Source organism: Gammaproteobacteria bacterium, from assembly GCA_041395725.1.
Classification (GTDB): Bacteria; Pseudomonadota; Gammaproteobacteria; order Pseudomonadales; family Pseudohongiellaceae; genus NORP240.
Genome location: JAWKZW010000001.1, coordinates 169,118 through 193,189, shown reverse-complemented (window position 1 = coordinate 193,189; position 24,072 = coordinate 169,118). Strand labels below are relative to the sequence as shown.

At 56.6% G+C, this 24,072-nt stretch carries 18 protein-coding genes and 1 pseudogene; 12 read left to right on the top strand and 7 right to left on the bottom strand.

Features of this window, described 5'->3' with window-relative positions; all coding sequences use genetic code 11:
- The first annotated feature begins 110 nt into the window (after positions 1 to 110).
- From R3F50_00820 to R3F50_00810, 3 genes and pseudogenes are all read left to right on the top strand, one after another.
- On the top strand, positions 111 to 3,149 hold the full coding sequence (locus tag R3F50_00820) for a hypothetical protein (protein ID MEZ5488847.1): 3,039 nt from the start codon (positions 111 to 113) through the stop codon (positions 3,147 to 3,149).
- 204 nt (positions 3,150 to 3,353) lie between these two features.
- On the top strand, positions 3,354 to 3,566 hold the full coding sequence (locus tag R3F50_00815) for a hypothetical protein (GenBank protein ID MEZ5488846.1): 213 nt from the start codon (positions 3,354 to 3,356) through the stop codon (positions 3,564 to 3,566).
- A gap of 17 nt (positions 3,567 to 3,583) precedes the next feature.
- Positions 3,584 to 3,964: pseudogene (locus R3F50_00810) on the top strand (IS110 family transposase).
- 407 nt (positions 3,965 to 4,371) lie between these two features.
- Here the strand turns inward: R3F50_00810 and R3F50_00805 are convergent.
- The 4 genes from R3F50_00805 to R3F50_00790 are packed head-to-tail and all read right to left on the bottom strand — an operon-like array spanning position 4,372 to position 9,138.
- Entirely contained in the window at positions 4,372 to 6,117 is a 1,746-nt protein-coding gene (locus tag R3F50_00805; GenBank protein ID MEZ5488845.1) for an alpha-amylase family glycosyl hydrolase, read from the bottom strand.
- A 26-nt stretch (positions 6,118 to 6,143) separates the two neighbouring features.
- Complete coding sequence (locus tag R3F50_00800) at positions 6,144 to 7,367, bottom strand: glycosyl transferase (protein ID MEZ5488844.1); 1,224 nt, start codon at positions 7,365 to 7,367, stop codon at positions 6,144 to 6,146.
- Between the two features lie 6 nt (positions 7,368 to 7,373).
- Positions 7,374 to 8,237 carry an HAD-IIB family hydrolase gene (locus R3F50_00795; protein ID MEZ5488843.1) on the bottom strand — a complete coding sequence of 288 codons (864 nt, stop codon included), beginning with the start codon at positions 8,235 to 8,237 and terminating at the stop codon, positions 7,374 to 7,376.
- Between the two features lie 4 nt (positions 8,238 to 8,241).
- Entirely contained in the window at positions 8,242 to 9,138 is an 897-nt protein-coding gene (locus R3F50_00790; GenBank protein MEZ5488842.1) for a hypothetical protein, read from the bottom strand.
- A gap of 443 nt (positions 9,139 to 9,581) precedes the next feature.
- Here R3F50_00790 and R3F50_00785 point away from each other — a divergent pair, with 443 nt between their 5' ends.
- Positions 9,582 to 10,871: a mechanosensitive ion channel gene (locus tag R3F50_00785; protein MEZ5488841.1), complete on the top strand. Its 1,290-nt coding sequence runs from the start codon at positions 9,582 to 9,584 to the stop codon at positions 10,869 to 10,871.
- Positions 10,872 to 10,912: 41 nt separating this feature from the next.
- On the opposite strand, the gene R3F50_00780 is transcribed toward R3F50_00785, so the two are convergent.
- Entirely contained in the window at positions 10,913 to 14,176 is a 3,264-nt protein-coding gene (locus R3F50_00780; protein MEZ5488840.1) for a transglutaminase family protein, read from the bottom strand.
- Positions 14,177 to 14,488: 312 nt separating this feature from the next.
- Between R3F50_00780 and R3F50_00775 the strand changes: the two genes are divergently transcribed.
- On the top strand, positions 14,489 to 14,620 hold the full coding sequence (locus R3F50_00775) for a hypothetical protein (protein MEZ5488839.1): 132 nt from the start codon (positions 14,489 to 14,491) through the stop codon (positions 14,618 to 14,620).
- A gap of 12 nt (positions 14,621 to 14,632) precedes the next feature.
- Here the strand turns inward: R3F50_00775 and R3F50_00770 are convergent, their stop codons facing one another.
- On the bottom strand, positions 14,633 to 15,388 hold the full coding sequence (locus tag R3F50_00770) for a peptidase (GenBank protein ID MEZ5488838.1): 756 nt from the start codon (positions 15,386 to 15,388) through the stop codon (positions 14,633 to 14,635).
- A gap of 621 nt (positions 15,389 to 16,009) precedes the next feature.
- Between R3F50_00770 and R3F50_00765 the strand changes: the two genes are divergently transcribed.
- The 3 genes from R3F50_00765 (at position 16,010) to R3F50_00755 (ending at position 19,350) form a co-directional block, all read left to right on the top strand.
- Positions 16,010 to 17,350, top strand: a complete 1,341-nt coding sequence (locus R3F50_00765) for an MFS transporter (GenBank protein MEZ5488837.1) — start codon at positions 16,010 to 16,012, stop codon at positions 17,348 to 17,350.
- Between the two features lie 29 nt (positions 17,351 to 17,379).
- Positions 17,380 to 18,360, top strand: a complete 981-nt coding sequence (locus R3F50_00760) for an aldo/keto reductase (GenBank protein ID MEZ5488836.1) — start codon at positions 17,380 to 17,382, stop codon at positions 18,358 to 18,360.
- A 195-nt stretch (positions 18,361 to 18,555) separates the two neighbouring features.
- On the top strand, positions 18,556 to 19,350 hold the full coding sequence (locus tag R3F50_00755; protein ID MEZ5488835.1) for an META domain-containing protein: 795 nt from the start codon (positions 18,556 to 18,558) through the stop codon (positions 19,348 to 19,350).
- Positions 19,351 to 19,499: 149 nt separating this feature from the next.
- Here the strand turns inward: R3F50_00755 and R3F50_00750 are convergent, their stop codons facing one another.
- Positions 19,500 to 20,054, bottom strand: a complete 555-nt coding sequence (locus tag R3F50_00750) for a DUF3833 domain-containing protein (protein MEZ5488834.1) — start codon at positions 20,052 to 20,054, stop codon at positions 19,500 to 19,502.
- Positions 20,055 to 20,179: 125 nt separating this feature from the next.
- Here R3F50_00750 and R3F50_00745 point away from each other — a divergent pair, with 125 nt between their 5' ends.
- The 4 genes from R3F50_00745 to R3F50_00730 all read left to right on the top strand — a co-directional run bounded on the left by R3F50_00745 (position 20,180) and on the right by R3F50_00730 (position 24,025).
- On the top strand, positions 20,180 to 21,379 hold the full coding sequence (locus R3F50_00745; GenBank protein MEZ5488833.1) for a DnaT-like ssDNA-binding domain-containing protein: 1,200 nt from the start codon (positions 20,180 to 20,182) through the stop codon (positions 21,377 to 21,379).
- Complete coding sequence (locus R3F50_00740) at positions 21,318 to 22,007, top strand: replication protein P (GenBank protein MEZ5488832.1); 690 nt, start codon at positions 21,318 to 21,320, stop codon at positions 22,005 to 22,007. The genes R3F50_00745 and R3F50_00740 overlap by 62 nt, the downstream gene beginning before the upstream one ends.
- 107 nt (positions 22,008 to 22,114) lie before the next feature.
- Positions 22,115 to 22,807: a transposase gene (locus tag R3F50_00735; GenBank protein ID MEZ5488831.1), complete on the top strand. Its 693-nt coding sequence runs from the start codon at positions 22,115 to 22,117 to the stop codon at positions 22,805 to 22,807.
- Positions 22,808 to 22,930: 123 nt separating this feature from the next.
- Positions 22,931 to 24,025: a hypothetical protein gene (locus tag R3F50_00730; protein ID MEZ5488830.1), complete on the top strand. Its 1,095-nt coding sequence runs from the start codon at positions 22,931 to 22,933 to the stop codon at positions 24,023 to 24,025.
- Positions 24,026 to 24,072 lie beyond the last annotated feature (47 nt).

Genomic DNA, 24,072 nt, shown 5'->3' with positions numbered 1-24,072 from the left:
AAAAGAACAGGTAAACGAAAAATTATTCACATGACGGAATCAAATCACCGGGCAAACCAGACAATGAATCCACACTATTTACAGGCAAGCAGCAACAAGAGGAAGACCAGATGAGCTTTACGATCTCCGAAATTTCAAGCAACGCCACTCAAGCAACTTATGGCCTGCTACTAGATCCCGCGGCAGATCCTGGTTCAGATGGTATTGGTAGCTTTGATCTTGAATTGATCTTTGACCCCGCCAAGTTAGCGTTTATCCCAGGCTCAATGACCCTGGCCAGCGGATTTTCAGGGTTCACAAATGAAGCTCAGGCTGCATCAGGGACAGTCGGAGTAAATGGAATTATTTTCCCTACGAATTGGACATCGTTTGGGGATTCTCTAATTACTTTTAAATTTAATATCACTAGCGCAGGTCCCTCTGAGGACCTGCTTATTGACAATCTTTTTCTTGATGGGATTAGCCAGGCAGACGTTCTGCTTGAGGTTCCAACAGGAAACACACCCCCGAACGCCGAACCTACCGGCTCCGTAACCATTTCCGGCACCGCCACCGAGGACCAGACGCTGACCGCGGACGCCAGCGGGGTGGGTGATCCTGATGGGCTGGGCGCGTTCAGCTACCAGTGGAAAGCCAACGGTGCAAACATTGGCGGTGCAACCGCTTCCACCTACACGCTTACCCAGGCCGAAGTAGGCAAGACCATCACCGTGACAGTCAGTTACCAGGATGGTGGTGGCACCAATGAAAGCGTGACAAGTGGCGCCACATCCTCTGTCATCAACGTCAACGACGACCCTGCTGGCAACGTCACCATCTCGGGCATCGTCAGCCAGGGCGAAACCCTGACCGCTTCCAACAATCTGACCGATGAAGACGGGCTGGGCACCGTCACTTACCAGTGGAATGCCGACGGCACGCCGATCCCGGGGGCAGGTAGCGCCAGTTACCAGCTGACCCAGGGCGAGGTGGGCAAGATCATTACGGTCACTGCCAGCTACACCGACCAGCAAGGCGCAGGGGAGTCTGTCACCAGCGCCGCAACCGCCGCTGTCAATGGATCGCCCACCGGCGCTGTCTCGATTACCGGCACGCCAACCGAAGACCAGACGCTGACCGCGGACACGAGCGCACTCGGTGATCCGGATGGGCTGGGCACGTTCAGCTACCAGTGGAAAGCCAACGGTGCAAACATTGGCGGTGCGACGGCAGCCACCTACACACTTACCCAGGCCGAAGTGGGCAAGGCCATTACCGTCACAATCAGTTACCAGGATGGTGGCGGCTTTAATGAAAACGTGACGAGTGGCGCTACGTCCAGCGTCGCCAATATCAACGACGCGCCCACTGGCTCCGTTGTTGTTAACGGCACGCCAGCCAATGGCCAGGTTCTGACCGCGGACACCTCCGGATTAGCTGACCCCGATGGGCTGGGTGCATTCAGCTACCAGTGGAAAGCCAGCGGTGTAGACATTGACGGTGCGACGGCTGCCACCTACAGGCTTACCCAGGCCGAAGTGGGCAAGACCATCACCGTAACCGCCAGCTACACGGACGGGCAAGGCACTGGCGAAAGTGTTTCCAGCGACCCGACTTCGTCAGTAACCGACGCGATAAACGGGAATAATGGGCCCGTAGGTTCGGTCCAGGTGACAGGCACACTGGAGCTAGGCCAGACACTCACTGCTTCAAACTCCCTCAGTGACGAAGACGGGCTGGGGCCGATTACCTATACCTGGTTTGCCCTCGGCTCTACAACCCCCCTCAGCACCGGCCCCAACTATGTGCTGACCCAGGCCGAAGTGGGCAAGATCATCACCGTAACCGCCAGCTACACGGACGGGCAAGGCAATGAGGAAAGTGTTTCCAGCCCCCCGACGTCGCCAGTTACCAGCGGGAATAGCGGGAATAACGGGCCCGTAGGTTCGGTCCTGATAGCAGGCACGCTGGAGCTAGGCCAGACACTCACCGCTTCAGACTCCCTCAGTGATGAAGACGGGCTGGGCCCGATTACCTATACCTGGTTTGCCCTCGGCTCTACAACCCCCCTCAGCACCGGCCCCAACTATGTGCTGACCCAGGCAGATGTGGGCAAGAGCATCACCGTAACCGCCAGCTACACGGACGGGCAAGGCAATGAGGAAAGTGTTTCCAGCGCGGCTACCAACCCAGTCATCGGATTCAACAATGAACCCACCGGTACTGTGACCATTCTCGGCGAAGCGACGGTAGATGGCGAGCTGACCGCCATCAACAACCTGGCAGATACCGATGAGCTGGGTCCAATCAGTTACCAGTGGTACGCCGACGGAATCGCAATCAGTGGCTCGACCAGCGCGCTCTACAAGCCGGTTCTAGGGGACAAAGGCAAGGCACTGACCGTTGTCGCCTTTTACACAGACGGGCAGGGTAATGCCGAGAGTGTAAGCAGTGATCCAACAGACCCAGTCAACAATGACGGTGATCTCATTCAGGGAACAGCAGGGCCCGACTCACTGAGCGGTGGCGACCGGGATGACACGATTCTTGGACTGGAAGGGCGCGATACCCTGCGTGGTCAAGGAGGTGATGATACCCTCCAGGGCGACGAAGACATCGATACCGTGGTCTACGATGGAGCCCTCTATGGCGCTGAGGGTATCTCGAATTACACACTGGTCAGGGACGGTGAGCAGATTGCCGTGACTGGCCCGGCCGCCGACGGAAACGATCTGCTGATTGACGTGGAGCGGGTGCAATTCAGCGACCTGTCAGTGGCATTCGACATTGACGGACACGCTGGACAGGTGGCGAAGCTGCTGGGTGCGGTGATCGGCAAGGAAGACTGGTACAACCCGGAATTCGTCGGAATCGGCCTGAACATACTGGACCAGCCGGAATTCAGCTTCGAGATTCTGATGGAGGCGGCACTTGACGTAGTACTGGGGCTGGACCGCAGCAACGCCGATGTCGTCAATATGCTGTTCAATAATCTGATCGGCGAGGCACCCTCGCAGACTGACCTGAATAACCTGGTGGATCCAATGGACAGAGGCGAATTCACCCAGGTGGAATTGTGTATTTTGGCGGCAGAACATCCGATCAATCAACTCAATATAGGACTGGCCGAGTTAGTGGAAACGGGACTGGGATATATTCCGCTGGCCTAACGGTTGCAAGCAGGATAATTGATTGAGTTTCCTGATTTTGTAAGTATCGTCGAACTGATGAGACGACGCGCGATGGTCGTTTTTCAGGTCTATCGGTAATCCCTGGTTCCGATGTGCTCGAATCCTTCGAGGTACAGGTGTTCCTCTATCCGCCACAGGCTGTCTGCGCAAGCGCCTGACGACCGTGCCCACCGGAATAACCTGGTGGGTGCGCTGGACAGCGGCGCCTTCACCGGAATAGAACGGGTGATCACGGCAGTGGAACACCCGTTTAATCTGATCAATCAGGGGCAGGAACGCCTCAGGGTACCTCTGACTAATTACCTCAACGCGCTGGTACTTAATCAGATGAAATGGACACCGCCCTCCCCAAGTCGGCATCAAAGTGCCATAGTTGAAGCGTTAACAATCAACTAACAGAGTGGACGGTATCCATGAACAAGATGAGCGTGATTGGTTTGGATTTGGCTAAGAATGTTTTTCAGGTACACGCGATAGATGAGGATGGCAAAGTGGTGCTTCGCAAAAAGCTGTCTCGCGCGAAACTGCGAAATTTTTTTGCGAAGCTTCCACCCTGCCTGATCGGCATGGAGGCATGCGGTGGTTCACACTATTGGAACAGGGTATTGACAGAGCTTGGGCATCACGTTCGGATGATGGCGCCGGCCTTTGTGAAGCCCTACCTGAAGTAGAGTAAGAATGATCGTAATGACGCCGAGGCGATCTGCGAAGCGGTGCAACGACCCTCGATGCGCTTCGTAGCGCCAAAGAGTCCGGAACAACAAGCTGTGCTGCATCTGCACCATGCTCGCCAACATGCGGGTTGCTCTGAGTAATCACATGCGTGCCATGTTAGCGGAGCTTAAGGCAGAACATGACCAGTTGATAGAGCGAGTACAGCGTTTGGAAGGGCAGTTGAAGAGCTGGCACGCAAACAACGATCAGAGAGCGGCTGGAAGCGATACCGGGCATAGGCGTGCTGACAGCTCCTGCTCCAGACGGGAGAGGGGGACACTCACAGCTTAACAACTTAATAAGCTGCCCTGATCGGTATTTGGTGACACTCAACACCTGACAATTTCTTACACAACAAAACTATCTGTTTGTCTTCAACGGGTTTTGGTTAAGTTGTTAAGCTGTGAGTGTCCCCTTCTCCCCCAAGTATTCTGGCCCCAATCATCCCGCTCCTAGTTCGCCACTTATTCCAGCCACCGGCCCTTTTTCAGGCATACAGCCGGTTGGTCAGCCATACGGTCTGATAGGGTGCCAATTCGATAACGTCGAGATGGCTGTCGAGCATCTTACCGGTGATCAGGTCTCCCCAGTTCTCCGTGTCGATCAGATTGACTTCCGCCAGATCGAGCTGGCAGGGTTGGTCGCTGATGTTGTTCAGACAGAAAATGCTCTGTTCCCGCTGAATACTCTGGCGCCAGAAGGCGAATATACGCGAACCCATGTGCAGCGTGAACTGTGTGGCATTGGGATGAAAAGCCGCTTGCCTGGAGCGAATAGTCATCAGGCGTTTCAATTCCTTCAGCACCCGTGCGTGGACCGACTCCGGGTCGGCGAGCAGGCGCTTGAGTTCTGCATAAGGCCACTGGGAGCGGTTGAGATGACGTTTGTGCCCGGTGCGGGCGTAGCGGTCCTGATTGTTACCGGTGGCCAGCAGGCTCTGTACGTAGAAAGCCGGTATACCCTCCAGGGCGAGCATGATGGTGTGGGCGCTGATGAAACGTTGAAACTGGAATTGATCCTCTCCCCGCAGGGTGCCCTTCAAGGCATCGAATAGGCTGATATTGATCTCATAGGGTCTCTTTTCGATGCCGGACAGTGCGCGCCAGGAAATCTCACCGCCATAACGCAGCATGGTATTGAGCAGTGCTTCGATCTCCGTATCGGTCAGCAGGCCCTCTGCGGGTCGCAACCCGATACCGTCGTGGGAGGCAATGAAATTGAAATAGAAAGTACCCAGCTGTGCAGGTGGCATGGTCATCAGCCATGACTTCAGATAGCCGCAATCCCCGGACAGCAATGTATAAACCAGCAATGGCGGCAGGGAAAAGTTATAGATGGCATGGGCCTCGTTGGCATTGCCAAAGTAGGTCAGGTTTTCCCGTTTTGGAATATTGGTTTCAGTTATGATGATGGCGCTGGGTTCGGCATGCTCTATGAGGGCACGCAGCAGTCGCACGATCTCGTGAGTCTGCGGCAGGTTCAGGCAGTTGGTGCCGATCTCCTTCCAGATAAAGGCGACGGCATCGAGCCGGAAGCAGGACACGCCGTTGTCCAGGTACAGGCGGATTATTTTGATGAACTCCAGGAGTACCTGCGGGTTGGAAAAATCGAAGTCCACCTGGTCGTGTCCAAACGTACACCAAACATGCCTATCGCCTTCAGGGGTTTCTACCTTTTTCAGCAGCTCACTGGTCCTGGGCCTGACAACCAGGGACAGATCGTCCTGCGGCGACGCAGTGAAAAAGTAGTCCCTGCCGGGATCGACACAGTCGATAAAATTCCTGAACCATTGGTTTTCCTGTGAGCAGTGGTTGATGACCACATCGGCCATAACCCGGTATTTCTCCGCTATATCCTGTATGTCTGCCCAATCGCCCAGGGACGGATTGACGGTCTTGTTATCGACGACGGCGAATCCGTCATCGCTGCTGTAGGGAAAAAACGGCAGGATATGGACGGAGTTTATGCTGTCCTTCACGTAGTCATCGAGAAACTGGTGGAGTACATGCAGGGGGTGCTGGGAGGGCTCCACAAACGTATCGCCGTATACAATCACGAAGGCATCCTGCTGATCCCATTTCTCCAACTGTCTGCGGGGTGGTTGGCATTCTCTGTCCAGTCTCATCAGCCGGAGGCAGTCCAGCGTCAGCGCGTTGTGGTCGGCTTCGGGATAAATCGCCTTGAGGTGATTCAGTACCCGGTGTTCCAGTGCTTGAAGGGTGGCGTCTTTCATATTGGGGGTAACTTCCCACTAAAAAGTCAGGGAGAAAAATCCTTGTTGTCCTGTCGGACGGCATGATGGATCTGTTCGAAAATATCAGGTACCGCACTGCGGACCCGGTTCCAGCTGGGGATGAACGGCGTTTCCATCGGATTGTCGAGGAATCGTTCGCCGGCAGTCACTATGTTTCTGGCGAACAGCTCAACCGCCTGCTCCTCCTTGTGAATATCGATGCTCAGGCCATTCATCTGGGCGTCGTTGCGGTAGGTTTCGACAAAGTCGAGGGCGATGCGGAAATAGTTGGCCTTCAGAGAACGGAACGTTTCACTGGAAAGGACTACCCCGTAGGTTGCCAGCTTGCGAAACAGTGCCTTGGCAATGTCGATGGACATGCGGGACAGGCCTGCTGTCTCGTCGTCGATTGACAGGTCCTGGTGCTTGTGGTCATAGGTGTCGGCGATATCCACCTGGCAGATACGATTAGTCGAATAATTGCGCTCCATTTCTGACAGAACGCCTATTTCCAGGCCCCAGTCCGAGGGAATGCGCAGGTCGGCAACCACGTCCCGACGGAAAAAAAATTCGCCGGCCAGTGGGTAGCGAAAGCTGTCCATGTAGTCCAGATAGGCCATGGGGCCGAGCATGTTCTTAAGTGCCCTGATCAGGGGTGTCACCAGAAGACGGCAGGCCCGCCCATTGATGCTGCCATCGGCTACTCTCGCGTAATACCCCTTGCAGAACTCGTAACTGAAGTTGGGATTGGCGATCGGGTACATCAGGCGCGCCAGCAGCTCCCGGTCGTAGGTGACAATATCACAGTCATGCAGGCCGATGGCTTCGCTGCGGCTGGCAGATTGTACGAAGCCCAGACAGTACCAGACATTGCGTCCCTTGCCGGGTTCCTGTGGTGCCAGGCCTTTTTCCTGCAGCATGGCATCGATATTCCGCAATCTGGGACCATCGTTCCACAGAACATGATGCCTCTGGGGCAGGCGGGAAAAGAATTCGAGGGCATGTCGGTACTGGGCTTCGTCGGCGCGGTCGAGCCCGATCACTACCTCGTTCAGGTACGGCACATTGGTGAGATGATCGACAATCCGTGGGAGTGCTTCACCCTCCAGTTCAGAAAACAGCGAAGGCAGGATCAGGCACATGGAGCGCTGCGCTGAGAACTGAACCAGTTCATCCTCCAGCTCATGCAGTGGCCGTTTGCTCAGGTTGTGTAAGGTCGTGATAACACCATTCTGGTAGAAATCCCCCATGATCAATTACTCCCTGTTCTGATTGAATTGCTGGACGAGATTCAGCACGCATTCGTTCCACCCCGCGGGACCGGATTTGCTGCTGATGGTGACTGGTTTGTCACTCGACAGCTGCGGCAGGTTGTGCGCTGGTGAACGTATCAACACGGGCAGGTCGGCAGCCTCGAGCATGGCAACGTCGTTGCCGCTGTCCCCCAGCGCTATGACAGTAAACGACTTTGCGTAGGTCTGCTGGTAAAGCGCGCGCAGTCGGTCAAGTGCCTTGCCCTTGTCGGTCTGCCCCAGGACGTGCAGGAAGCGCCCCCCCTGGAGGGTCTGTAAGCCTGATGCGCGCAATTGTGCTTTGAAAGTTTCACAGGCGGCTTCGGTATCCTCCCAGATCAGCGGTTCACTGAATTGCCGTTGTCTGGACAGAGCGAGCCGGGCCTGGTCAAGCCCGGTCAGTTCTTCCAGTTCGCTGTCGCTCAGGTCGTGAAAACCCCGGAACTTGAAGCGTGCCTGCAGCGGCGCCAGACGTTCAAGAATGGTCTCGAGGCTCAGGCCAAGTTCCACCAGGTAGTAGTCCTGGTTGCGGACGCTGCCTTCCGGTGGCAGTGGAAAGCTGTCGCGCGGCAGAAAGATAGCGGAACCGTTTTCCACAATAAACGGGTCCTTTGAGCCCAGTTCACGGCGCAGTTGATGCAACTCGGCACCGGTTTTGCTGGTGTTGGGTATCAGGGGAATCCCGAGAGTACGCAGGCTGTCAAGGGCATCCCGGGCAGCGTCGAAACTGTAGGTGAAATGATCAAGCAGGGTACCGTCCAGATCCGTGACCACGAGCAGAGGCGGTGGGTTAGGGTCCAGTGTGGGTAGCGGCTTTAATGCAGGCATCGGGTCAATGCAGAATCGGTTCGCTGTGGGTTATCTGGTGGTCTTCATCCAGGTAGAAAACCAGATCGGCCTGCCCGGGCAGGGTCGCCAGGCAATGGCGAGTCAGCCGCTCGAAATGCTGGATGAAGCGGTCAAGTGCGGGTTGGTCCATCACCTTGTTGGCGGTAGTGCCGGCCGTGGCCGCCAGTTTCTGTTCCTGCAGGCTGCGCCACTGCTGCACACAGGCGAAAGAGGGGGCCTTCAGCATGACCAGGTAGTCGAGGCGGTCAAACAGCGGCTGATAGTTCGTGAGCTGCTGATTAACATAGCGGCGCCAGGCGCCATCGGGATCCTCGTCAGCCTCCAGGCTGTTAGCCGGTTCATCCAGCAGGGCATCGGGCTGCGCTTGCAGGCCTACGAACCAGCCTTCCAGCAGCACCACATCCACGGGTAATGCCACAGTATCCCATTCAGCCCTGGGTCTTGGCTCGTCGACGGCTTTATCGAAGCGGGGCAGGGCCAGCTGCCCCTCACTGGCCGGATCCGCCAGCAGGTCCATCACCTGCTCCCCCAGTTGCAGATCATGGGTCCCGGGCACACCGCGGCTGGCCAGCAGGGGGTGAATCCGGCTGGCTAGATCCCCGCGACGATGGCTATCCAGGTAGAGATCGTCGAGAGACAGGTTTGCTACGCGAAGCTGTTGGTGCGTCAACATCAGAGTCAGGAATTTGGCCAGAGTCGATTTACCAGTACCTTGTGCACCGTTTATGCCAACTATCAGGGGACGGTCCAGAATACGGCCTCTTTCCAGCAGTTGTCGGGCCAGGGGCAGGTACCATTCAGTGATCAGTCGGGCGAACGAAGGGGGCAGGCGCTCCTCGTCGAGGAATTTCTGTATGAGTCCGTGTTCCGGGGGTTGCATGGCAGGTAAGACCTAGTTTGACGCTCACTGAGCTACCGAGCTTAGCGAGTTCGAGGGCAGATTGGTAGGGCAGATCTTCAGCGATCCCTGCCTTGTTCTATGGTGGTGCGTCTTTCTGGCTTATGCCACGTGATGGTGCAGAATTACCCTTTCATCAATGGGATTTCTCTAGCTGCCAGCCTGCTGTCGCCCAGCTCGCTCTATCGATCCGCCTCTGGTGCTTCGTGCCGCGCCCAGCTGATCTCCACCTGCTACTGCTACCGGTGGCTTGCCCCTTGACCGCTGGCTGTGGCGCTGATTCTGCTGCCGCGTCAGTTTTGCAGGCCAAGGTTTCGCTGATAGATATAGATCGTATTTACACCAGAGTTCTGGCAGATTAGAAGTCAACTTGCCAGCACCCGCAGGCAGGGAGTGTGTCTGGGTCACTTTTTGAAGCGGAACCAATGGAATTCAGTCTCGAAACCATTCTCAACAGTCTTCAAGCGTATTCACTGGAGGCGGTTGATTTTATCTCCAGACCCGAGGTGCTGTTTGAGCTGGGGTTGACGGTTTTGCTGTTGCTGTTGTCCCGGCCTGTGGCAGTCCGGCTGCGGCGCTCGCTGGAAAATCAGGCTCGTACGATAAAGGGAAGACCTGGGCTGCTCAGGGCCATTGTCATCGGATTGCGCTTACTTCATTGGGCAGTGCTGGTTGTTTTTCTGGGGCTGGCGATAGTCGTGGTTCAGGCCATCGGCTGGCCGCCACAGTATCAGATCCTTTACAGCACCTCGCTGCTGGTTCTCGCCTGGCTGGTGATATCGGTCTTTTCAAATATATTGCGCAGTCGCTTCGCGGCCAAGATTATCGCCCTGATAGTCTGGACCTATGTGGCTCTGACAATACTTGGCATTTCCGAAGAAGCCGCTGACCTTCTCGATTCAGTGGGGTTTTCAGTGGGCAGCGCCAGGGTTTCGGTACTTCTGCTGCTTAGATCGGCTATCTTTCTGAGTGCTACGCTGTGGCTTGCCCTGGCGGTGGGCAATGGCATCGAAAAACGTATTCAGCGCTCAGAAGAACTGAATCCGTCGATGCGGGTCCTGGTCGGCAAGATTCTGAAAATACTGTTGATTTTAGCCGTTATTCTGGCCGGGGTGTCGGCCATCGGGATCGATCTGACAATATTCGCGGTTTTCTCTGGCGCCATAGGCGTCGGTATTGGTTTCGGCCTGCAGAAAGTTGTTTCCAACTTTATCTCGGGCATCATTATTCTTGCAGACAGGTCCATCAAGCCCGGTGACACCATCTCATTGGGGGAGACTTTCGGCTGGATTAGAGGATTGCGTGCACGTTTCGTCTCCGTGGTAACCCGAGACGGTAGAGAGTTTCTGATTCCCAACGAAGATTTCATCACCCAGCAGGTGATCAACTGGTCGTTCTCCGATGATCTTGTTCGACTGGATGTTCGTTTTGGTGTCTCTTACCGTTCTGATCCACACCAGATTATCGAACTTGCCCTTGGAGCTGCGAACGGTCTGAGTCGGATTGTCGTGGCACCGGCACCCGTTTGCTGGATGACAGATTTCGGCGAGTCATCGCTGGATTTCGTACTGCGGTTCTGGATACGGGATCCACAGAACGGACTGACCAACATCAGAGGCCAGGTGTTGCTGGCCTTGTGGGACACCTTCAAGGAAAACGATATTAAAATTCCTTTCCCGCATCGGGAAATAATTATCCATTCTGAATCATCATAGGCCAGAACTGCTCACACGTGACCCTCTGATGGGTGGCTCGGCTATTTTTTCCTTGCTTTGTCCGGTTGCGCGTCGTAACGCAGATCTAGCGTATACGGTTGAGTCGGATGGGGATCATCGATACGATATTCCAGATCGCCCTGGCTGTGCCCGTGCAACCAGAACCGGGCGACACGCCGGGCTTCCGCTTCGTTGGCATTGACCGGGAATGTACTGTAGTTGCGGCCACCAGGATGCGCTACATGGTACGTACAACCACCCAGGGACCGGTTGTTGAACGTATCGACCACGTCGAAAACCAGTGGGGTGTTGACCGGCAGCATCGGGTGCAGGGCCGAGTACGGCGCCCAGGCCTTGAATCTGACGCCGCCCACATACTCACCTTCCTTGCCGGTATAGTTCAGCGGCAGTTTGCGTTGATTGCAGGTCACGATAAACCGATTGCTGGTCATATTGCGCGCTTTCACCTGCAATCGCTCAACCGAAGAATCCACGTAGCGCGAAGTACCCTGTCCGGAACTCTCTTCTCCCAGCACATGCCAGGGTTCGATAGCCCCGGTAATTTCCAGTTCGATACCTGCAACGTGCGTGGTTCCGTAATGGGGAAACCTGAATTCCTGAAAAGAGCTGAACCATTCAAGCTCGAAAGGATAACCTGCATGGCGCAGATCGTCGATCACCCAGCCAAGATCCTGCCAGACAAAATGCGGAAGCAGGAATCGGTCATGCAGTTCCGTGCCCCAGTTGATCAGTGGGCGCGTATAAGGGTGCTGCCAGAAATGGGACATCAGGCTTCTGATCAGCAGCATCTGCAGCGCACTCATCTGCCAGTGCGGGGGCATTTCGAAGTTGCGGAATTCCAGGAGGCCCAGCCGGCCGCTGGCGCTGTCAGGGGAATACATTTTGTCGATACAGAATTCCGCGCGGTGCGTATTGCCGGTCAGGTCCACCAGAAAATTGCGCAGTATCCGGTCTACCTGCCAGGGCTGCTGGGATTCACCAACAGTGAGTTGTTGCAGGGCGATCTCCAGTTCGTACAGATTGTCATCGCGGGCCTCGTCGACCCTCGGTGCCTGACTGGTCGGCCCGATGAATTGCCCGGAAAACAGGTAGGAAAGGCTGGGATGGTTCTGCCAGTAGCGGATCAGGCTGCCCAGTACATCAGGTCGTCTGAGAAACGGGCTGTCTTCGGCCCTGGCTGCGCCCAGTGTTACATGGTTGCCTCCGCCAGTTCCCGTGTGTTTCCCATCCAGCATGAATTTTTCGGTACCGAGTCTTTCCTTGCGTGCGATATCGTACAAGGTTTTGACTATTCCGGTCAGCTCCTGCCAGTCGTGTGCCGGATGCACGTTGACTTCGATGACGCCCGGGTCAGGTGTAATCATTAATTTACGCAGTCTGCTGTCCCGTGGCGGCTCATACCCTTCAAGCACTATTGGGGTCTTCAGTCTGCCCGCCGTGTCTTCTATAGCGCCCAGTAACTCGGTGTAGTGCCGCAGTTTTTTTACCGGTGGCATAAAAACATGTAACCGACCGTCGCGCACCTCTACGCACAGTGCGGTATGAAAAATCTTATCTGTTTGTCGGATCTTACGTCGGCGACCTGGTTTCTGATCCAGTTCTTCCGGTACATCGAACGGATCGGCATCGAATTCCTGCAACCCATCCTCGGGAGCCTGCCAGGGGATACTGTCCAGTGGCAATCTGAACCCCAGTGGTGAATCGCCGGGTATGAGGTACATGGCATCTCGCCGGAAGTACCAGCGACAGCTGTGCCAGCCTTTGCTGCTACCTTCCTCTAACCAGGCAACCGGCAGCGCATAACCGACTTCTTTTCCCAGGCCCTGAGAAAATACCCGGCGCAACCGGTCGCGCTCCAGGGGATCTTTCAGTCTGTTTTCATCCACCGTGACGTTGGCTGGCAAAGATCCCTCTTTCACAAGGTAATGCAGGGTATCCTCGAAGGCTGGGACCACATGGCGACGGTTGACTCCCAGGTTTTCCGCCAGCGTGTTGATAAATTCACCGGCCTGGGCAGTATCTGTTTTTCCGGGCTCTGATGTATCAGCCAGCAACCGGCTCTGTCGCCACAAGGGTTTCTTGTCGGTGCGCCAGTACAGGCCCAGTGCCCAGCGTGGCACAGGTTCTCCCGGATACCATTTCCCCTGGCCGTAATGGAGCATGCCGCCCCTGCCGTACTTCTGCTTCAGGCTGAGCAGCAGGTTTCCTGCCAGGCGACGTTTATCGGCGCCGAGCGCCGCCGTGTTCCACTGCGGACTTTCCATGTCGTCAATAGAGACGAACGTGGGCTCGCCGCCCATTGTGAGTTTGACTTTATGTTTCTTGAGTTCCTGATCGACCTGCTTGCCCAGTGCATTGATGTGTCGCCATTGCACGGTGTTGAACGGCTTCGTGACCCGCGGGTCTTCATGGATGCGGGTAACCTTGTTTTCGTAGCCGAACTCGACTTCACAGGTTTCGATGGCGCCGGTAACCGGGGCGGCGCTCACGGGATCAGGTGTGCATGCCAGAGGAATATGTCCTTCCGCCGCAAAAAGGCCGGAGGTGGGATCGAGCCCAATCCAGCCCGCTCCGGGAATGTAGACTTCCGCCCAGGCATGGAGATCGGTGAAATCTTCTGTCGGTCCCGATGGGCCATCCAGCGCTTTCACATCAGCGGTGAGCTGTACCAGATAGCCCGAAACAAACCGGGCCGCCAGGCCCATGTGGCGCATGATCTGAACCAGCAACCATGCGGAATCACGGCAGGACCCGGTACCCTTGGTAAGCGTCTCCTCGCAGGTCTGAACACCGGTCTCGAGACGTATGAGATAGCCGACTGCTTTTTGCAGATCAGCGTTCACCTTGACAAGAAAATCAACCGTCGGTGTTTTCTTGCGACTTATTGTCTTGATCCATGCCTGCAGCTTCGGTCCTTTGTCAGTAATGGTCAGATAAGGAGCCAGGTCAACCTTTAATTGGTTATCGTATTCAAAAGGGAACTCCCTGGCGCTTTCCTCCAGGAAAAAATCGAAAGGATTGATTACTGTCATGTCAGCAACCAGTTCCACCTCCAGGGAAAGGTGGTTCGCTCGTTCAGGGAACACCAGCCTGGCCAGATAGTTGCTGAACGGGTCCTGCTGCCAATTGATGAAATGGTCCTGCGGCAGTACTTTCAAAGAATAGCTGTTGATGGGTGTACGGCTGTGCGGCGCAGGGCGCAGGCGGACGACATGTGGGTGAATCTCCACCATGCGATCAAACCTGTAGAGGGTTTTATGGCTTATTGCTACCTTAATTGTCATGGCGGATGTGGTGTCCTGTTGCCGTTCTAATGAATTTCAAGGATTCAAGCAGACTGAAAATCATATCACTCTGAAGGGATCTATGACGAGACAATCAGAGGCTCCTTACTTTACCAACCAGGCTTGCTATCGCAGGAACTGCTGGTTAGCAGCGTGGTTTGCAGGGCTTCCCTGGCTGTGGTGGCTGAATGCGCTGCCCTGTTGGCCAGTGCTGCGAAAAACGCTATCTGCAAACTGTAGAGTGATGCGCAAAGATGCTGCCAGCAGCACCCGGGCAAACAATCCAGTGCCGAACTGCATGAAAATTCCGGAATGGCTTACGGGCAGGCATTTTCAGTGCAGGGGTACATGGCGGACTGGACCGACGTGGAACGGCATCGGAACGCCATTTCCGGACTATCCGGTGTCGCGGCTTCCCCGGCTCTGGGGTTGAAACCGGTGTAACTGGTGCCGCACTCAGGAATTCTCGGTATGTCCGTTCCCGGGCTTGTCCCAGGTTGCCGCCCAGGCCAGTGGGGGCATCTGTCGAAAGGCGTCCTTCAGGCGCTGATCCCACCCCTTGCTCAACTCCCTGAGGAATTCACTGTCTGAGTCGAATCGGTGATGACCGTCCAGTACCAGGCTGTCAGTGCGATACACCATGACCTCCACCGGAGGCCCTACGGTGAGGTTGCTGCGCATGGTTGAATCCATGGACACCAGCGCGCACAGAGCACAGGTATCCAGATTCAGATCCAGGGTAAGAATACGGTCAAGAATCGGTTTGCCGTACTTGCTCTCGCCGATCTGCAGGTAGGGCGTATCTTCCGAGGTTGTGATGTGGTTGCCCTCGGGGTACACCAGGATCGCCTCCGGCTTGCTGCCGGCGATCTGACCACCGATGATGAAACTGGCTTCGAATCCCGATCTCCCGCTATGCTTGGTCTGCTGCTGCTGGCTGATTTCGCCCAGGTAATCCGAAGCTTCAAAAATGCTGGAAACATTAACCAGGTTTACAGGCGCATTTCTTTTGATATCCAGTTTCAGCTGGGCGATCACGGCCTGGGTGGTCGCCAGATTTCCCGCCGACAGAACGATGAACTGGCGCTGCCCGTCAATGCCGAAGCGGAACATCTTGCTGTAGGTGCTGATCTGATCGATACCGGCATTCGTGCGCGAATCGGAACAGAATACCAGGCCATCATTGACAGATATCGCCAGACAATACGTCATCGTCCTACCTTTCCTTACTTTAAGGAGCCACAAAAAGGCTCAATCATACATGGGAATATTCCGGCAAGTCCATTGGTGGGTCTGCCCGGGATTGCCGGAGAGTCTGTTTGTTGAGAGGACAGGTCGAAGGGATAATGAACAGACTGTTTCCGGGTTCAGTGAACGGGCTGGACGGATGCAACAGAAATAACAGGATCGGCACGGATCGGGCGGACGGCACCCCGGCGGCTTTATCCAGGGGCAGAGCTTCAGGCACGCCGGGGGTGGGTTCCTCCGCCGCTTGATTTCTATGTGAATAAACTCGGTTTTGATCTTAATCAGAGGCTCCCTATTGCGTGTACAGGCAAGGTTGGCTGTGGGTGACCAGGAAACTGCCAGGCCTGCCCCTGGCGACGTCTCCAGATAAGTAACAGGGGGCGGAAGGAATGTTTCGTCAGATTCGCCCCCTTTTCACCTTGAATGCTCTCCCTGCCGGCTCGACAGCAGTGAGAACGGCAGTAGAATGTGCTAGCGTCGCAGTATTCAGTGGGCCGCGGGATCGGCACGCTTCAGGGGTTCTCGCTGGCCCAGGGGGCGGCAGCGACTCGCCCCGGGCCATTCTCCAAATAGAAGAAAGTCATCATGAAAGGCTTGTTAGAAAAATTCGCCAACATCGAAAAACATGAAGTCCCGGCGGTCATCGCCTCCTGCCTGTTCTTTTTCTGCATTCTGACCGCTCTGATGGTACTGCGTCCGGCCCGGGAAGCCCTGGGGATGGAAAGCGGTCTGGATACCGTGCGCTGGCTGTTCATTGGCACGGCGCTGGTGACACTGGCAGTGAACCCGGTGTTCGGCTTGCTGGTCAGCCGTTTCCGGCGCTTTACCTTCGTGGCGGCCACCTATCTGTTCTTCGCGGTCAGCCTGTTCATCTTCTACCTGTTGTTGACCCTGGCACCGGAAAGCACGGGGCAGACCAGCGGGCGCGTTTTTTACGTCTGGTACAGCGTCTTCAACCTGTTCAATACCATGGTGTTCTGGGCGACCATGGCGGACCATTATTCCCTGGAACAAAGCAAGCGCCTGTTCGGTACGGTGGCGGTGGGCGGCACCCTGGGCGCCGTATTCGGGCCCTGGCTGGCTTCTATGCTGGCTCAGCCATTCGGGACCGCCAATCTGATCCTGGTGTCTATCGTGTTTTTGTTACTGGCCGTTGCCGCTGCCCGCAGCGTCTTTTTTTTCTCCGAGCGACAGCCGACGGAAGTCGCAGTCGAGAACCGTATCAATCGCGATGCCGTCATCGGCGGCAGCGCCTGGGCCGGGCTCAAGGCCGCCGTGCAATCCCCCTACCTGCTGGGTATTTGTGTCTACGTGCTGATCCTGGCGGTGGTGGCCACGTTTCTGTATTTCACCCGCCTGGCCATGGTAGCGGCAGTAGGCGATGACACTGACCTGCGCACCACTCTGTTCGCGCAGATCGACATGATCACCCAGCTCAGCACCCTGTTCCTGCAACTGATCGTTACCGGCCATCTGATGAAACGGCTCGGAGTTCCCATCACCCTGGCCCTGTTGCCGCTGACCGTGGCCCTGGGCATGATCGGTCTGGCCATTGCCGGATCGTTGGCGGCACTGGTAGTGTTCGAGGCGGTTTTCAGGGCGGTACAGCGGGCGATTATGCGGCCGGCCAGGGAAACCCTGTTCACCGTGGTCAGCAGTGAGGAGAAATACAAGGCTAAAGCCTTCATCGATACCTTCGTCTACCGTGGAGGCGACGTGGTGGGTGCCTGGGCAGAGAGTCTTATCGGGCGTCTGGGCATGGGGTTGCTGGCGTTGTCGGCGGTTACGATTCCGCTGGCGGTACTCTGGGCCGGGCTCGGCATCTGGCTGGGTCTGCAGCAGCGCAGGATCACCCTTGCCCAGGATCAGGCTGACAGAGAGGTGGGCAATCCCGAAGCCGGCCAGGTAGTTCCCACAGCAGGCTGAAGGTATCAATCAACAGCAGGAGATGAGGCATGCACAGTGAAAGAAGCCAGATGCCGGCAGCTTTGAGCCGGCGCAGTTTAATCAAGCGTGGTGTCGGCGCCGGCCTGGCGCTGACCCTGGCTCCCGGGTGGCTGGCCCGGGCCGCGGAATTGCCCATGATTATGGGCACCATTCCCAAGACAGGAGAACGCATTCCGGCCGTTGGACTGGGCTCGTCGGCGACATTCGCCGCAGTAGCCAGAGCCGAGGATTTTGATGCAGTGCGCGGCGTCATGTCGACCCTGTTCGAGGGCGGCGGCCGCGTCTTCGATACGGCGCCGGGGTATGGTGCTTCGGAGCAGGTTTCGGGCCAGGTTGCACAGGAGCTGGGTATCGCGGAACAATTGTTCTGGGCCACCAAGCTGAACGTTGCCGGTCGCGGTGGCGGCAGTGCCAGCGAAGCCGATGCCCGGGCGCAGCTGGAGACCTCGTTCAACCGGGTGGGAACATCAGTTATCGACCTGATTCAGGTGCACAACATGGGCGCCCCCGGTGTGCAGCTGCCGATCCTGCAGGAATACAAGCAGGAGGGCAGAATCCGTTATCTGGGTATCACCACCACCTTCCCCAATCAATATGATTCCCTGATCCAGGTGATGCAGCGATACGACCTGGATTTCATCGGCATCGACTATGCAGTCGATAACCGGGATGTGGAGGAGCGAATCCTGCCCCTTGCCCGCGACCTTGGTATCGCCGTGCTGTGCTACGCGCCGTTCGGTCGCACAAGGTTGTGGGCCCGGGTGGGCGACCGGCCGGTGCCGGACTATGCGCGGGACTTTGACGCCAGTACCTGGGCGCAGTTCTTCCTGAAATTTGCCCTGAGCCACCCGACTATCACAGCGGTCACGCCTTCCACCAGCCGCCCATCCAACATGGCCGACAACATCGGCGGCATGCTGGGGCGTCTGCCTGATGAGGCCATGCGCCGACGCATGATCGAAACAGTGGAGGCACTGCCTGCGGTGTAAACTCAGCGGGAACAGCGGGGCGGAAGGGCTGGAGAACTATCCATCCGTCCCGTTCCTGTCTGCCGGGCTTCTATCGTTCAGAGATAACCTGGCAGGTGAAAGGGCCCGAGGTTCCGTGCAGCCGACTGTCAGCATCAGACGCGGCGCTATATTGGCCGCCACTGCCTGTTGCTGAGAATTGTGAAGGGTTCAACTATGATCAAAAGCTGCCTTTTCCTGGTCACGCTGTTTATCACCGCTTGCAGTCCACCGGCTTCGGATTCATCCGTAGGTCTGGGCATGGAGGATGCCACTTTCAGCCAGACGCACAATAGCCGCAATTCTCTCGACTGGGCGGGCAGGTATACCGGCATTCAGCCCTGCGCCGATTGCGAAGGGGTGGAGACTACAGTCATCCTTGGAGCTGACGGCACTTACGAACAGAGTCTCCATTATCTGGGGAAATCGGTCGCTCCGACCCGGCAGTCCGGGCGTTTCAGCTGGAACACTGCCGGAAGCATCGTGACTTTGATATTACCCGACGGCACGGAACAGTCTTATCAGGTTGGTGAGCAACTGCTGTTTTATCTTGATCGGGCGGATAATCCTGTCAGTGGGGAGCTGAATACCCGCCCTGTTCTGCGCCAATCCGTCCACGACCCTCGCATTGAGGACCGTCGTTGGGTGCTTGTTGAAATCGAGGGAAGGCCGCACGAAACCCGGGAAGAAGCCCGCCAGGCGTTCCTTTACCTGCAGAGCGACGCCTGGCGCGTGAGCGGTAACAGCTCCTGCAACAACTTCTTCGGCACTTATGTCGTTGAAGCCGGACAGCGTATTCACTTTGCTGACAATCTGGCTGTCACGCTGATGGCTTGCCCGGACATGGATGCTGAAACTTCATTCCTGGGGCTGCTGCGCGAAATCGACAACTATTCTCTCAGTGACAACCAGCTCGCCTTGAACAAGGCGCGCATGGCACCCGTGTTGCGCTTTGAATTGATCCCGGAGTAGTTTCCGTGGTGCCATGCGGGTCGGTTAAAAGTGGCCTGTTTTCACCGGCTGCCGGCCCTCGTGTTGGACACCAGATTAGTGCGGTCAGCCTGCCTGGGCGACTTTATGGTGCAGGCATGCAGCGCAACCGGATGGCGCAGGAACCTCATTCAACCGGCCGGAATTTCGCCGCCCGCCAGTTTGCGGATGACCAGTTGTATCTGCCCCACCGGCAGACCAAACTTGGACATTTTTGACTCGTTAATGATCACCCCGGGCTCCACCAGGTACATGCGGTCGTCGATGCGTATGTCCAGGGAGCCATCGCCCCGGGGTATACGCAACACGTAATCCAGAAACACGCTGTTGCTCGCCACCTCAATATCGGCAGCGCCGACTACATCACCGGCGGTGCCCCGGAAGCGGCCTGGCGCGACAGGGCTGAGGGTCCAGACTCGCCGCTGTTGTTCACCATCGTCAAAGACGAAATCCTCTTCCAGGGTGCCGGTGTTGTCCTGCCAGTACGCTTCAATGTCGGCGTTAAAGGTACGGATCACCAGTCCACGCCAGTTTTTCACCACCCCGTGGGCGGTGAGACGGCCATTGAAGAACTCTTCCATTACCAGTTCGGGCCGCTGCTGTTCATAGTGCTGAACCTTTATGCTGCCGCAGGCGGTTAGCAGGAGGGGCAGCAGGTAAATTAAGAGTTGCGGGTGTCGATTCATGCTATTCTCTCCCTCGCGGCAATGGCCACACACTCCCTGGCTATACGCCCGCATTGAAAAGCACGGTTCACTTGCAACGAGCAGACAGTGGACCTAGGTCCAGATTTAAAACTCGAGATTTACCCATGGCTTCCAAGCTGGTTCCTGAACGGCCGCTGGTCTTTTCGCCGACTCTGGCCGCCACCATAGGACTGGAGGAAGCAATTTTTCTGCAGGTGTTGATGGATTTTGCCGCCCATCGCCCGACCCGCCTGCAGGATCACTATCACTGGGTGGCAATCACCGATGGCGACCTGGAAACCGCGTTGCCATTCTGGCCCATCGGTGAAATCAAGCGTATTGAAGCGAGCCTGCGCAACCTGGGCATGATCCTGCGCAAAGCGGAGGCGGGGTCCAGTGACAGATTCCTGTATGCACTGTATGAAAAGGCAGAGCCAGAAACAGAGCCGGTAGCGTCGGCACCGACTGTGGATACTGCGCCTCACCCCGTTGTGGCACAGGCGACAGAGCCACCGCAGCGTCCGGTGGACCCGGCGCAGATCTTTCGGCGTGGCGCCGGCGGGAGCCCGATCCCTCTGGACTGGATGCCGGGTGAGGAGTGGCTGATCCAATGCCGTCAGCACAACATCCCCGATCAGTTCAGTCTCGGTCTGGTACCGGAATTTGTCAGCTACTGGCGGGAGCGGGGGCAGGCGCAATTCTCCTGGGGTAACAAGTTCTTCAAACACGTGTTGCGCAGCTGGCGGGAGGAGCAGTCCAGGCAGGGCGCTCACGAACTGGCCAGCACCATGCATCGCGACTGGGAGCCCAGTCAGGACGCCCTGGAAATTCTGGTGCACGCCGGCATTCCGGAGGATTTTATCGAGGACGCAATCCCTGAATTCGTGCTGTACTGGCGCGAGCGTGGCATTCGAATCAGCACCTGGAACAGCAAATTCATCGAGCATATCCGCCGCCAGTGGGACAAGTACAACGCGTCCTTCGGTCATGACGATACGCCACGGCCGATCCCATTGGACTGGCAGCCCAGCCCGGCCTGTTTCGAAATTCTGCAGCTGGCGGAAATCGATCTCGACTATGCCCGCACCAAGCTGCCTGAATTCGTGCTGTACTGGCGTGACAGTCAGCAGGCGCGGGCATCGTGGAACACTGTTTTCCTGCAGTTCATTAAACAGGACTGGGCAAGGCGACTTAATGCGCCGCTCGAGGTAGAATCCGCCCATGGAAACCACCAGATCCCTGCTAGAGAAGGCCAGCACAGCGTTGAAGAAAAGCTCCGTCAGCTCACCGACCGCAGCTGGGCAGAAAACGCCCGCCACTGGTGAGCAGCGGCCGGTAACCTATGCAGGCCCCGGGGTCGGGCACGCGCCGGAGTCTGACGGAGTCTTCGAGCCGGGCCGGGTCGACGCCATCAACCAGGTGTTTTCAGAATTCGCGTTTGCCTACCATAATCAGTTTCACAAGGCCTACCCTGATCAGGCCAGTGTTAACCTCGGCAAAGAATACTGGCTGAGCTGCCTGGCTGAATTCTCCCCCCGGCAGATCACCCGCGCCGCGCGCAAGCTGGTAAAAACGTCGGAGTACCTGCCGACGGTGGCAGCCGTGGTCAAAGCCTGCGAGACCGGCCTTGAACTGTTCGGGCTGCCGGCACCTCGGGCCGCCTATCTGGAAGCCTGTAAAGCCCCTTCACCGAAAGACGCTTGTAACTGGAGCCATCCCGCCGTTTATTATGCCGGCAAAGCCAGTGACTGGTTTATCCTGGCCAGTGAGCCGGAGTCTGTCGCCCTGCCGATCTTTCAGTACAACTACCAGCAGATCTGTCAGCGGGTCATGGCGGGTGAAGAATTCGCCATCACTCCACCGCCCGCCCTGAGTGATCGGCACGGAAAAAAGCTGACCTCGGCCCAGCGCAAGGAACAGATGCGCAAGCTAAGGGAGAAGCTCGGAATTTAGACAGGGGGGACAGGCCACGGTTTTCTGAAAAAGCTATACGTTATTGGGGGCTATAGTCCACTTTCAGCCTTCGTAATGCGGAGTGCTTACTTTTCAGGGGGCATGGAATGCCCAGGAGAGCTCGTCTTGCCATTGCCGGGATTCCCTGGCATATCATTCAGCGCGGGAACAAGCGCAGCGCTTGTTTTTATCATGAAGAAGATTACCGATTCTATCTTGCGCAGTTAGAGCTGCAAGCAATGAAATTCGGTTGTCATGCGCATGCCTATTGTCTGATGACAAACCATGTGCACCTGCTGGTGACTCCTGTCAAGAAAGAGTCAGCTTCGCTCATGATGAAGAATCTGGGCCAACGTTTCGTGCAGTACATTAACAAGAGCTATCGCCGTTCCGGGACTCTTTGGGAAGGGCGGTTCAAGTCGTGCATTACGCAGGAAGAACGTTATGTGCTGACTTGTTACCGGTACATTGAATTGAATCCCGTTAGAGCAGGAATGGTATCGCAACCACAGGATTACCTGTGGTCAAGTTACAAGTTCAATGCGCATGGCCAGCCTGACTCTTGTATCACACCACATAGACTGTACCTGAGCCTTGCCGCCTCTCAAGAAAACAGGCTCGCAGCTTACTGTGCTCTTGTCGAGAATGGGATGAATGAAAAAGACATCAAAGCCATTCGGTCAGCCACGAAGGGAAATTTCGTGCTTGGTAACAATCGGTTTCAAAGACAGATCGGAAACGCACTTGGTCAGCGAACGCAGCCCGGAAGACCTGGCAGACCCCCAAAAGAGTCAGATTAAACGTGGTCTGTCCCTTCCTTTGTCAGGTATTGCCGAACTGTCACTTCGAATCTATTTGCTATATCTGATGAGGCGAATTCAGTATGTTGCGAGACTAGACTGGTCGAGCTGGAGAGTCTGTTTATGAAATCATGGCTTGTTGTAACGGCGCTTATACTGGGTAACGTTCTGTGGCTGCAGGCTTCTGCGCGCCAACCTTCAGGGGCCATGCTGTCCGAGTCCGCCCTGGCAATCACCCAATTACGCACGGACCTGTTGCTGGACCCAGGCCTCCTGACGAAGGATAAGGCTGATGTCGAAGCGGCACTGCCCGCTGTGGCAGAGGCGGAAACCTTTGGCATTCGTCAACGGGAACGGGAAGCCACGATCGACAGGCTGCTCCATGAGCGCGGCATTTACGGCGAAGGTCTGCCCGAGGCTTACAGCGAATACGGCAAGCTGCATTTCGATAATGGAAACTACCAGCAGGCCGCGCAACTTTTTCGTCAGGCCTGGCACACGAGCCGGGTCAATGCCGGCCTGTACAGTGAGACACAGCTCAGTTACCTCAACTCACTGATTGAGTCGCTGATCGAGCTGGAGCACTGGGAAGAAGTCCATGACCTTCATCAGCTGGGGTTCCTGGTCGCCAGTCGGATCTATCCACCTGATGACATCCGTTACCTGATTGCAGCCGAGTTTTATGCCAGCTGGAAATGGCAGGCCATCGAAGGAAACCATGTGTCGGGCGGGTATCGCGGCGCCTTCGATACAGCGCAACAGCTCAGTGCGTTCTACACCGAAGTGATCGACAAGGCGGAGCACGCGGACAGCGCCCACACCGAAAGGCTGGTCAGCCTGGTGCTGGGCAAGGCCCGCACGGACATCAGCATTGCCAGAGCGCTGCTTCGTTCCCATGCGGCGCGCAGCGCCCTCGGGTCCGGCCGTTATATTACCGAAACGGAATGCTTTGACGCCGACCCTGATCTGCCCGGCCCGGCGCGTCGCTGTCGGCAGGTGCAACTGGCTCTTTACGAGATGGATGAAGCGCCGGCCTTTTCCGTCAATTTTGCCCTGGGGCGCTACCTTACGCAGGTGAACCAGTCCGTGGCGCGCCTGGAACGCATCAAGGCCTCGACAGACCGGTTGCAGCAGGCGGAGCGGGACTGGATTGATTCCCTGATCAACACCCTGCACCGTGAAGCGCAGGGTTTATCGCGCCCTCCCCGACAGTTCTGACCCGCCAATTCTGAAGGCACAGTTACGGAGAAGCGCCGTGGGTACGG

Coding starts and splice junctions, on each gene's coding strand:
- R3F50_00770 (MEZ5488838.1), bottom strand. CDS start 15,388: ATGACGTATTGTCTGGCGATATCTGTCAATGATGGCCTGGTATTCTGT.
- R3F50_00780 (MEZ5488840.1), bottom strand. CDS start 14,176: ATGACAATTAAGGTAGCAATAAGCCATAAAACCCTCTACAGGTTTGAT.
- R3F50_00805 (MEZ5488845.1), bottom strand. CDS start 6,117: ATGAAAGACGCCACCCTTCAAGCACTGGAACACCGGGTACTGAATCAC.
- R3F50_00745 (MEZ5488833.1), top strand. CDS start 20,180: ATGGCTTCCAAGCTGGTTCCTGAACGGCCGCTGGTCTTTTCGCCGACT.
- R3F50_00735 (MEZ5488831.1), top strand. CDS start 22,115: ATGCCCAGGAGAGCTCGTCTTGCCATTGCCGGGATTCCCTGGCATATC.
- R3F50_00750 (MEZ5488834.1), bottom strand. CDS start 20,054: ATGAATCGACACCCGCAACTCTTAATTTACCTGCTGCCCCTCCTGCTA.
- R3F50_00800 (MEZ5488844.1), bottom strand. CDS start 7,367: ATGGGGGATTTCTACCAGAATGGTGTTATCACGACCTTACACAACCTG.
- R3F50_00775 (MEZ5488839.1), top strand. CDS start 14,489: ATGGCTTACGGGCAGGCATTTTCAGTGCAGGGGTACATGGCGGACTGG.
- R3F50_00765 (MEZ5488837.1), top strand. CDS start 16,010: ATGAAAGGCTTGTTAGAAAAATTCGCCAACATCGAAAAACATGAAGTC.
- R3F50_00760 (MEZ5488836.1), top strand. CDS start 17,380: ATGCACAGTGAAAGAAGCCAGATGCCGGCAGCTTTGAGCCGGCGCAGT.
- R3F50_00730 (MEZ5488830.1), top strand. CDS start 22,931: ATGAAATCATGGCTTGTTGTAACGGCGCTTATACTGGGTAACGTTCTG.
- R3F50_00785 (MEZ5488841.1), top strand. CDS start 9,582: ATGGAATTCAGTCTCGAAACCATTCTCAACAGTCTTCAAGCGTATTCA.
- R3F50_00790 (MEZ5488842.1), bottom strand. CDS start 9,138: ATGCAACCCCCGGAACACGGACTCATACAGAAATTCCTCGACGAGGAG.
- R3F50_00820 (MEZ5488847.1), top strand. CDS start 111: ATGAGCTTTACGATCTCCGAAATTTCAAGCAACGCCACTCAAGCAACT.
- R3F50_00795 (MEZ5488843.1), bottom strand. CDS start 8,237: ATGCCTGCATTAAAGCCGCTACCCACACTGGACCCTAACCCACCGCCT.
- R3F50_00755 (MEZ5488835.1), top strand. CDS start 18,556: ATGATCAAAAGCTGCCTTTTCCTGGTCACGCTGTTTATCACCGCTTGC.